Here is a 10,217-nt window from a genome sequence, read left to right on the forward strand (position 1 = left end):
CGGCCAAGGAAAACTTATTATCTGTTCGAATCTCTTGCTTTAAGATCTGATCTGGATTAGAGATCTGCAGTTTGAATTTTATTTCATCTGGAATTTCTTCTGGATCTAATGGAGTCGCAATGAGTGCCCCAGGTAAGTCATGACCTAAAGCTGCCAATAACTGAAATTCATTGTCTATATGTATTTTGAGGCTTTGTGCTATGAGTTCGCGTAATGCACCTTCTGGTAGCAGATTTGATAGCAAGGGGTGTAAGCGCTGATGTGTAACATAGGTCTTTTCTAAAATCTTATCCGCTTGAGGATATAAAGGGGAAGTAAGCAAGCTCAAGGTCGGACGTTGCTGATCCAAGTGAAAAGAATCTGTGAAAACCAGAATATTTTTTCCGCTCTGAAATCCTGCCAAGTATCCAACGACAACGTGATGTAATGTTAATTTCAGGACTGCAACAGTATTCATGGTTCCTCTCCTCCGAGAAGACCTTTCCATGGGTTAGACATTAAGTCATCTTGATCTTCAATAGTGACTTTAATTTCATCATTCAATAATTGTCTAATCAAATGAACCTTATCATCTGGGATGAGCATCAGTTGAGCATTTAGTCCTGCCGCAATAATTTCTAAGGTATCTAATCGAGGATTGCCTTGACTTTCCAGTTTTTGGTACTGCTGTCTTGAAATGCCTGTACGTGATTGCATATCAACTTGCTTTAAACCCAATAGGGTTCGTCTTTTTTTGACTTGCTGTAGTAAAGACTTATTTAGTGTAGACATATTTATTGCTTTTTGGTGGTATAAGAAGCATATTAGTTGCTTTTTTTTTGAAAAGCAATTTATGAATTTATCATTTCGATCTGTAAAATAGCCCTACTTGTATGAGAAATGGGTGTTCAAATTGTTGTTGATTTTGCATTGAACCGTACCGGGTTTGTCGGAGACTTTTTTATTTAAGTTAGGCCACCTGACCTAACGTGTTAATCTTATCATCGAACATTTTTTCAAACACAAAAGGTGGCACATAACCTAGCGCACTTGTACAGCGCGCAATAACATAATTTCTCGTTGCAGTTATTGCCAGACCTTACGAACGCCATATCACCCCGAACTTTCTTTCCAAATTCGTTTGATTCGCTCAGCATGATGAAAATCATGTAGACCTCGTTTTGCTCGATGTTTCCTTGCGAAGCGATGCTTCTTATCTCAGGGAAAGTTGGTCTCCGACAAACCCGGTACGATTCATTCTGCCGTATACGTCTTGTGTTTCTTGCTCATGATAAACTCCTGATGAGTATGTATAGTTTACCAAGTTAAAACCTCTTGTTTTTTCAGCACACATCATTTAGATAAGGCAGCAACGGTTAAATTATTTAATCGCATGTAGTGATTTTTAGACCTTCAACTTGCAGTTCAAGAGATCGAGGTCTGCCAATACAAGCTAGATGTAAGCAAAATTTAAATGCGGCCAGTGCTTTGGCATCTTTTGTCGAGTAAAGCTGGAGACGAACATAATCTTCTTGAGTCGTAGGATGCTCTGTTGTGCTCGATTTAGCCAGCTTCAGTAATAAAGGTTGTTTCTTTTTATCTAGCAATTGTACCAAGTCTTGTCCAAGCAAATGCCAAAATTGATGGGGAAACAGGTCTTTTACCTTGCAATAAAATGATTCCAATTGATCAATTTTATTCCAGCGATAATGAATGCCGGTATGCGAAACTGTAACACGACTTAAAAATGTCTCAAGCACCGCTTTTATTTGATCTGGCTTTTTTTCAAAGATATTTTGAATATTTTCAAAGAAATAGTTCCTTGCTTTGCGCTCTTCAGCGGTATCTATCATCGAGGGTTTCAAAGGTTTATCCAGATGATTTGTGTTGTTGAGATCAAATAACCTTGGGTTGTTTTTTTGAGACTTGAGTTGGCCCAGTTGTTTGGCATTTTCATACCAGTAGTTAACCAGTTCGACAGGTAAACTCATTTCTTGTGATACCCGATCTGGATCATGATGAATTTCCAGTAAATTTAGGCACTTAAAAAACCATGCAAATGAAACTTTGGATTCTTTTGTTCCCGCGAAATATTTAAAAAAATCATGATGCTTTGAGTTAAATGAAACCTCATCTAGAATGTCTTCTACGTTACTTTTTAACCAGTCAGTTTGATCGTTGAGTAACTGCTGACTTAAATGACCAGCATGCTTTTCGAAATTGAATGGAGCAGAATCTTTTACTGTGTTTAAAAATTTGAAAGAAGGTAGGTAGCCCATCATCTTTTTTGCCAGTTGAGTATCGATGTCTGGGTGATATTTCAGTATTTTATGCCCAGCAATCAGGTAGCTTAGATGAATATAACTTTTAAAAGTTTCTGTAGGGTCAATGTGACCCAGTAAATGGGCAATCATAAACCAATGATTTTGACCATGTGTATGACGGAGTAACTCTGTCCGAATGGACTGATATTGTTCTTCAGTATAATCCGTCAGATTCTTGACTAGGGGAGCGTAATCGCAGTTGAGCAGAACGGATAAGTGATTGGCAGCCGTGTGTCGAAATGAGTGAAAAGAATAATCATGAGTTTTAAAAAGCTCGTTCATAATCATTCTAAAAGGTGTTGTCACCGTATGTTTGTTCAGCTTGCTATTTTCATTCCAATTACGGAATAAGTATAAGTTTTGCTGATTGAGTAAACGTTGCTCGACTACATGATTATGAAATAGTTGATATTCATCGGTTTTTAATAAGCAATACACAGGAACTTTGCGTTCAGCACTATCTGTTTTAAGTTGATGTAAGTTTCCTTTCTTTTTTGAGCCGTAGGGCTGAATCCATACTGATAGACGACTCAAACCCTCGATATCCCGCACACGTAAGCCCAGAATTTCATTAATACGCATACCGGTTCGGTAAGCTAAGATATAGATGATTTTTAATGTTTTATACATATTTTCTTGACTATCAGAACCTGCAAATAAGACATCTAACTTGTTCATGAAAGCTTGATAAGTCAAAGGGCCAATAATACGGGCTCTAGGCCTATTTTGTATGGTGAGTGATTCTAATTCGAGAGATTCAGCTTCGAAAACTGTTCGTTGAAAGCTATGGAAGCGCTTCAACATCCTACTGGTTTGACCTCTGGATTTTTTAAATTCAGGTTGGCCTGCTTCATCTGCGAGACGGGTGTTCGTAATAATTTGTTGGTAGATCTTCGCTAGGTTCGTATTCAGATCATCTTCGCTATCTAGATATTGTAAGGAATGGGTGAGCCAGGGCTCAGCAATACGGGAGTAATAAGTGTAAATCGAACTATCTGCTAACGGTCTATTCTGCTGAAACGCTTTTTGAAATTGGTTTACGCAAAAATTAAAACGTTCAGCCAGTTGCTGAATCTGTTCTAATTCTGGTTTATAAAGGCTGATGAGCCATAAGGCGACACGTTTACTGTACTCATTAAATTTATCAGTATTTTCAAGACAATATTTAATGATTAATACATCAATGGCTTGATCAGTTTGTGATGTACGAATCAGTTGTAAAAGGTCTTTGTGAATCTTTATAACATCATCCAAAGCTTGCTGAATGTCATCATTGGAGTAAGATTTACCCACAATAGATGGTGATTTTTCTACATCTGAATCAGTAAGAGTGTCCTGCTGATATTTAAATTTTGGATGAAGAAATCTTTCAAATTCTATTTCTGATAAGCCACAGGTTGCAGTATTTTCTATAAGACATTGTGAGAGAGCAGGATCAATGTCAACTTTCGGGAGTTGCATCCAGTTAAAGTTGGCGTAGTCGCGTAATAATTTATAAGTTTTAAGATTAAATGGTAACTTAATCTTATTAAAAATAAGCTGTAGATAATCTTCTACATTCTGGTTTACTGTACGAATATTTCTGCTATTAAAATGAATTAACCATAAGCGGGTGATTTGATCAGGAATAAAATTACGCGATTTACGAATGGTTTTTTCATCAATAAATAGATCTCCATAAGAGGGAGAGAGCGGTTCTAAAAATATAATGTTCAGATCTTCGATCTTTCTGATTTTTGCCGGATCTTTTAAGTGTTCAAGCAAAGCTTCTAAAGACGCTTTTTGATTTAAGCCGGAATAAAGCATGGCAGAAATAACAATATTTCCAATGATTTCATCATCAGAAAATGTCTTGCTATCTTTTGCTAGAATCCAGTAGTCCCAAAGCTTATCAAGAACTTCATCAACCTGCTGTCCCTTCTCGATCCAGTCCATGGTAAAAACTGGTTGATCACGCTTCATCTCAAATGTCAGATTCGGTAGGGGCAAAGTCTCACGACGATTTAAATTGATTTGCTTGATATATGACCGAAAAAGCTCATGTGCATATTTTTTCCAGGCCAAGCTTGGAGCTTTGCGTTTAATAAACTCATAAATTGCGGGATATAAGGATTCAAGATGTTCTTTTTGTTCTAGTTCTATTTCTTGGAAATATTGAATTAATTCCTTTTCTACATCCGATCGAGGAGATTTCTCTTTCTCAAGACGAATTTGTTTTCTACGATTTTCTGCATATAGTGGTCGAGCTTGCTTAGTTCGTTTATTGGATGAGGACATCGAGTTCAATACCGGTAATTTGAAAATGATCTTTCATTTGTTCAAGAACATGGGCAATGCTTGAATATTGTGAAATAGATAAGCTGGAATAAGGATGAGCAGCTTCTTGCTGCATCGGTTCATGACCGAATAAAGCTAAAATTTCAATTTCGCTAATTTTATGGCTGAGAAACGCACGGGCAGTATGCCGGTGCCAGTTTTCATGTAGCAAACTTAACTCAGGGTTAGATTTTTTTATAATCGAAGGCCTTAAGGGGTACCATTGACCATCCTGAAAGATATTCAATAGTGGGAGCTTGCTCTCTAAAATTTGTTGAATATGTTGTGGAATTTCTGGCTGACTAGGAGCAATTTGAGTTTTAAAATAATGTAAAAAATCTATGAATTTCTGGAGTTCTTGTACAACAAAATGACCTAGTGGAATTAAACGTCCATAGCCTTGACGCCCACCCACCTCCTTATCAGAAACCATGCATATTTTTCTTTTCAGGTTAAAGCTTTTTAAAAAACCTGGAAATTCAGCGACGGGTCGTGCAGCAGTAAAGAGCAACAAGAAATGCCACATCCACAGATTATAGTGATTAAAAATTGCTATCCAGTCGTCTTCTTTTTGTGAAATTATTCTGAATTTGAGAGTGGCAAAGATATTTTGAATCACATTTGAAGTAGGTGCTTTGCGGCTTCCAAAGTTTTTTTCTGCAGCATATTCAATATTCTGGTATTCATCGGATAACGACTCACACAGCTCTTTTAAAATTGAGACATATTCAGTCTGTAAAGTCAGGATATTTTGATGACAATAAGAAGTAGAAGAAGACTTATTGGCATCAATACCAGTGAGAAGGTCAGCAAGCTGTTTATTTCCAGTGCGTTGCAAAATAGTCTGATGTAAAAGAGAGCCAATTCTTATTAGTGATAATTTTGGAATATAAAATTTGGCTCTCAGCTGTTTCAAATGTTGCTGAAGGTCCTCTTCCTTAACGGGGTCACCGTCTCGCAGAGATTCAATAAATGAATTCGGGATCGGGATGTCCAGATGAACTGTTTGGTTGAGCAAGCCCTCTGGATAAGCAAAATCCTTATTTTCAAAAATTGAAAATTTACTTCTCAGATAATATTGTCCATTGCTTTGCTTGATCTGTTGGCGAGCATTTAAATTTTTAGCACGTTTACTTTGTAGACGGAGCCACTCCTGGATTTTATTTCCTGTCAGAAATGACAGCATCAGGATCAAGGATGCCTTCTTTTTTTTGATTTCTTTATCCTTGTCTTTAGAGTCTTCTTTAACCTCAACAATGTAATTTTTATATAGTTCAGTAATTAGGGCACTTATGCTTGTGGTATTAGGAAAGAGGCTGCTGTATGGCAGCAAATGTTCTTTCCGTTGAATATGTTTGGCAACCAGAGGCAGCACATAGCTTTGGCCGGATTCTGAATATGCAGCAAGGGGGGTAACGATGGTTGGGTCTACAAGTATTTGACGTGTATCTTGGTCATCTAATTGTTCTTCTATATTAAGAGCTTTAGACTTTTGACCTTTTTTAATTTCTGAACTTTCTACAATCAGCTGATCTTCATCTAAAAAATCATGTTGAAGTTGAGTCTCGATGCTCGCTTTGGCAATTTTGGCCTTATTGTTTAAAATATAAGTAAATGTAATGCGTAGATTATTCAGTAGATTTTTTTCAAAATCATTGGATGGATCTGTATTGAAATTACTTAAATATTGAACAAATTCAGTTAACGAAAGCGTAGGATCTTTAAGATGCTTTTCCCAAAGGATCATGTATTCGCGTGTATTTTGATATTCTTTATCGGGATTCAGAACCCTATTGGCCACACGGAAGCGTTGAAATAAGCGTTTTACAGTATTGAAATGTTCAGTGTAGTCTTCTTTAAAAAGCTCAGGTTTAATGTCTGGAAGGGCAATTAAATAGATTGCTGCTTTTAAGACCAGGATATTCCAGATTAAAGCGTTTTCTTCCGACTCTGCTAATTGTGCAATTGAGTTCACATACCAAGTAACTGGTGTTGCGCTAACAGTATGTTTTCGAGAGGAGACCAATGCAGCTGGTCTAGCAACAACAGAATTGGTTTCTAGATCAAAATCTAATAGATCGAGATTCAGTCCTTCCAGACATTGATCAGTTGGGTGCGAAGTCAGTAAATCAGCAACATATTGAATATGTTCGGTACGTTGGAGCTGCTCATCACCAAAGAGTTTTTCCAATGTCTGTTTTAATGATACCCCTGGAATATCAGCAATATTTTGATGGGTTGGGTTGGATTCTGACATTATGCTTTCCATAGCTGATCTGGCGTGAGAACGAAGTCCGCATTATTTAAAAGCTGTTGTACAACTTCACTAGTTTGTTCTAGTTGATCAAGCACACTTTGTCTTTTTCGGTTTATAACTTTATTGCGATAATTCAGCTGATATCGTGTGTATGAGAGTCGTTTTGCTAGCAGGTCTAAGCTCATAGTACGGTGAGGTTTGAAAGAATTTTCTTTGTTTAACTTGTAAATAGCCTCGGCAGAAATGTATTCATTTATTAAGTTATGTAACCTTTTGGGATTTAATCGATTAAGATCATAATAAGTAGATGATAGAAATTTTAGAAATTCGGAACTAGCCACATTTTTTAATAGTTCGATTTTTTTGTTATCTTTGGGAAGAGAATGGATAATTAGATTAATTTCTTTGGGTGCATTCTGAGTCCAGTATAGGAACCATTGGATATTACTGGCGATGGTATAACCGGATAGATTAGTATCTTTCCAGACGTGAATTTCGGGACGTGGATTCAAGATACCTAGATCTGTTTTTAAAGCTTTGAAAGCCTCTTGATAGCAAAGATAAATTCCAGAAAAATCAGGGTGTATACTGATTTGGATTTTATTAAAATTTTTGCACAACAATTTTTTAGGTGCGCCAAATTTTTCATTGAAATCAAAAGCCGTTTGCATATTTACTTGGTGATTATATAAAAAAATCAAGTAAATATTCGTATATTCGTTAACAGTCAGACAATGGCTAAAAATTCCATATATTGTGCATCTAAATTTCAAAAACCACTAGACCTCTTGCGAAAGTAAAAACCACCTCAATCTAAATTTCATGAGATATCAGAAATTAAATCGTTTTTCAGATTCTGAATTCCAGCGCTTGGTTGGTGTACCTCGACCAGTTTTTAGTGAAATGATCGAAGTTTTAAAAGAAGTAGAATCACTTAAAAAGAAATCTGGGCGTCCTCATACTTTAGCTATAGAGGATCAATTATTATTAACACTCAATTACTTACGGAATTACAGCACTCAATTGGGGTTGGCTGCAAATTACCATATCGCTGAAAGTAATGTGAATCGAACCATTAAAAAGGTTGAAGATGCATTGATGAAATCAAGACGGTTTACTCTGCCAAAACGAAGCATTACCACAGCAGACGAACAGTTTAACTGGGTCATTATTGATGCGACAGAATGTTCAATAGAACGTCCGAAAAAAAAATCAGAGTAAGTTCTACAGTGGTAAAAAGAAGAAACATACGCTAAAAGCACAAGTGATCTATCATCCGAACAGCAAACAAATCATAGGGCTAGATATATCGAATGGCAGTCAGCATGACATTAAATTGGCAAGAAGAACGGTTAAAAAATTCAAACATTGTAAATATGTTATGACCGATTTAGGGTACTACGGATTAGAGCAAGATGGCTTTAAATTATTGATGCCAATAAAGAAAAAGAAGAATTTACCCTTATTTGATGTTGAGAAAAAGTACAATAAAATGATTGGAAAAATACGAGTTGTGATCGAACATATTAATAGTCAATTGAAAACATTTAGAATATTAAGTGAACGCTATCGAAATAGACGGAAAAGATTCGGTTTACGCATTAACTTAATCGCTGCACTGGTAAATCGGATGAACTTGCAATAACGACTTTCGCAAGAGGTCTAATGGACAGATACCTTAGGTATGAGAAGTTTAGCTTGCGATCAAATCAGTGAAGTCAATTTAGATGAACTCTTAGCTAATATTTATTCTGGAAAAATTAAAAATGACTAAAGTAGAAAATTTGAATCATTACTACCAGGTCCATGTTAATCATCTTTTATCTACCCGATTAGATACGGATATATCAAAAGAGTTTTTTGATAAAGTTGTTTTTCATGGAACAGCTTATAATTCTTTACAGACTATTATAGATTCATTCGAAACTTCTGGTCAGTCAACCTTTACCTTGACAGGCAGTTATGGAACAGGGAAATCCACCTTAGCTGCTGTGTTAACAGGTTTGTTACATCAAAATGATGGCATACGGGGTGCAGCACGAAATCTTGTTAATGATAAAAAGCTACTTAAAAAATTTGATAAGTCTTTTAACTTTTCTCATGAAAAACCTTGGCTAATAATTAAAGCTGTAGGTGGTGTTACTTCACCCACTGAGTTGTTTTATAAATCTATTCTGAAAGCCTTGCAGGATGCAAAATTAATAGAACTTCTCAAAGCTTATAGCAGTGTCACAGATGCGAAAAAGCAATTAAGTGCATATTTTGAGTTTTATAATTTGAAACGACCTCAGTCTAGACAAAATGACACCAAATGAGTTTTACTATGATCAGCTACCCCAACAAAACAAGGTGGCTTAACTAGAGCGGAATATCACTTATAAATACGCTTTTAGTTGTTCAAACAAGTGGGACCACCTCTTTAAGTCTACCAAGGGTTGTTTATGTGGAAATTATCGCTTTTAACTACTGTAATTTCATTGGTGCTAGCCTCTTGTGCATCTGATCCTTACTCAAAGCCTTCTGCTTTACGGTTTCAAAATAATAAGCAAGGTTATAATCAGGAGATCAATGTCAACAGAGATGCTAAATTATGCGCAGGGGATACAAGAGATGAACAGAGTTGTCCAATTTATTTCTATATTGACAGTATTGAATCAGGTAAATTCTATATCAATAATACGGCAAAGTATTATTTAAAACCAGAGGTTTATAATTTCAAAGTTAAAAATTGTAGCGGCGAAAAAAATTGTCAGAGTTGCGATGTCGACTTGCGGCCAGATCAATTAAAAGATCGTAACTTTATTCTTTCTGTAGATGCTGCTGGTGTACCTTTTATTTCAAATAATGGTCATCCTTTGGCTTGTAGACAACAGCCAGCAGCTCAAAAGCCTGTCGTTGCTCCTGTTGAGCATACTGAAACAATTGATTTGGCAGCCGATACATTATTTAAATTTGATGGTTCATCTTTAAATGATTTATTGCCTAAAGGCCGTCAGGAAGTTCAGGACGTAGCATCAAAAATTTCAACAGGTTTTGTTTCTGTCAGTAAGATCATATTGGTCGGTCATACGGATCGTCTAGGAAGCGAAACTTATAACCAAAAACTTGGTCAGAATCGTGCTGAAACTGTACGTAGTCTGCTTGTTCAAAATGGCGTATCCGCAAATATTATCTCGGTGGCAAGTGCAGGGAAGAATCAACCAGTCACGGACGGCTGTCCTACGGTTAAATCTCGTGAAGCACTAAAAGCATGTTTACAGCCCGATCGTCGCGTGACGGTACAAATTACGGGCATTACCAAGTAATTCAGCATTTAAAAGTTTCAACGAATATAGGCCACA

7 protein-coding genes and 3 pseudogenes are annotated in these 10,217 nt (G+C 36.4%); 4 read left to right on the top strand and 6 right to left on the bottom strand.

Features of this window, described 5'->3' with window-relative positions; all coding sequences use genetic code 11:
- The 6 genes and pseudogenes from C3420_RS08155 to C3420_RS08175 all read right to left on the bottom strand — a co-directional run.
- The coding region (locus C3420_RS08155) for a HipA N-terminal domain-containing protein (protein WP_171294457.1) at positions 1-457 on the bottom strand (457 nt) is incomplete at its 3' end.
- A complete protein-coding gene (locus C3420_RS08160) occupies positions 454-771 on the bottom strand; it encodes a helix-turn-helix domain-containing protein (RefSeq protein WP_004883943.1) in 318 nt (105 codons plus the stop codon). The genes C3420_RS08155 and C3420_RS08160, both read right to left, overlap by 4 nt.
- Positions 772-1,024: 253 nt before the next feature.
- Positions 1,025-1,173 (bottom strand): annotated as a pseudogene (locus C3420_RS17890) (IS3 family transposase); the annotation flags it as partial.
- A gap of 191 nt (positions 1,174-1,364) precedes the next feature.
- Positions 1,365-4,580: a tyrosine-type recombinase/integrase gene (locus C3420_RS08165; RefSeq protein ID WP_044108666.1), complete on the bottom strand. Its 3,216-nt coding sequence runs from the start codon at positions 4,578-4,580 to the stop codon at positions 1,365-1,367.
- Complete coding sequence (locus tag C3420_RS08170) at positions 4,564-6,876, bottom strand: hypothetical protein (RefSeq protein WP_017394004.1); 2,313 nt, start codon at positions 6,874-6,876, stop codon at positions 4,564-4,566. Before C3420_RS08170 ends, C3420_RS08165 begins: the two co-directional genes overlap by 17 nt.
- Positions 6,876-7,547: a hypothetical protein gene (locus tag C3420_RS08175; protein WP_005233305.1), complete on the bottom strand. Its 672-nt coding sequence runs from the start codon at positions 7,545-7,547 to the stop codon at positions 6,876-6,878. The genes C3420_RS08170 and C3420_RS08175 overlap by 1 nt, the downstream gene beginning before the upstream one ends.
- A 151-nt stretch (positions 7,548-7,698) precedes the next feature.
- On the opposite strand from C3420_RS08175, the gene C3420_RS08180 reads away from it, so the two are divergent.
- The 4 genes and pseudogenes from C3420_RS08180 to C3420_RS08195 all read left to right on the top strand — a co-directional run bounded on the left by C3420_RS08180 (position 7,699) and on the right by C3420_RS08195 (position 10,181).
- Positions 7,699-8,521, top strand: a protein-coding gene (locus C3420_RS08180; RefSeq protein WP_103800643.1) for an IS5-like element ISAba27 family transposase whose coding sequence is annotated in 2 segments (ribosomal slippage) — positions 7,699-8,079 and positions 8,081-8,521 — 822 coding nt in all. Because the reading frame shifts where the segments join, the coding sequence is not laid out codon by codon here.
- A gap of 121 nt (positions 8,522-8,642) precedes the next feature.
- Positions 8,643-9,068: pseudogene (locus C3420_RS17895) on the top strand (P-loop NTPase fold protein); the annotation flags it as partial.
- 18 nt (positions 9,069-9,086) lie between these two features.
- Positions 9,087-9,234, top strand: a pseudogene (locus C3420_RS17495) (IS3 family transposase); the annotation flags it as partial.
- Positions 9,235-9,317: 83 nt separating this feature from the next.
- Complete coding sequence (locus tag C3420_RS08195; protein WP_032041808.1) at positions 9,318-10,181, top strand: OmpA family protein; 864 nt, start codon at positions 9,318-9,320, stop codon at positions 10,179-10,181.
- The last annotated feature ends 36 nt before the right edge of the window (positions 10,182-10,217 follow it).

It is taken from the genome of Acinetobacter sp. ACNIH3 (genome assembly GCF_002918965.1).
In the GTDB taxonomy this organism is placed as follows: Bacteria; Pseudomonadota; Gammaproteobacteria; order Pseudomonadales; family Moraxellaceae; genus Acinetobacter; species Acinetobacter schindleri.

Coding starts and splice junctions, on each gene's coding strand:
- C3420_RS08160 (WP_004883943.1), bottom strand. CDS start 771: ATGTCTACACTAAATAAGTCTTTACTACAGCAAGTCAAAAAAAGACGA.
- C3420_RS08165 (WP_044108666.1), bottom strand. CDS start 4,580: ATGTCCTCATCCAATAAACGAACTAAGCAAGCTCGACCACTATATGCA.
- C3420_RS08170 (WP_017394004.1), bottom strand. CDS start 6,876: ATGTCAGAATCCAACCCAACCCATCAAAATATTGCTGATATTCCAGGG.
- C3420_RS08175 (WP_005233305.1), bottom strand. CDS start 7,547: ATGCAAACGGCTTTTGATTTCAATGAAAAATTTGGCGCACCTAAAAAA.
- C3420_RS08195 (WP_032041808.1), top strand. CDS start 9,318: ATGTGGAAATTATCGCTTTTAACTACTGTAATTTCATTGGTGCTAGCC.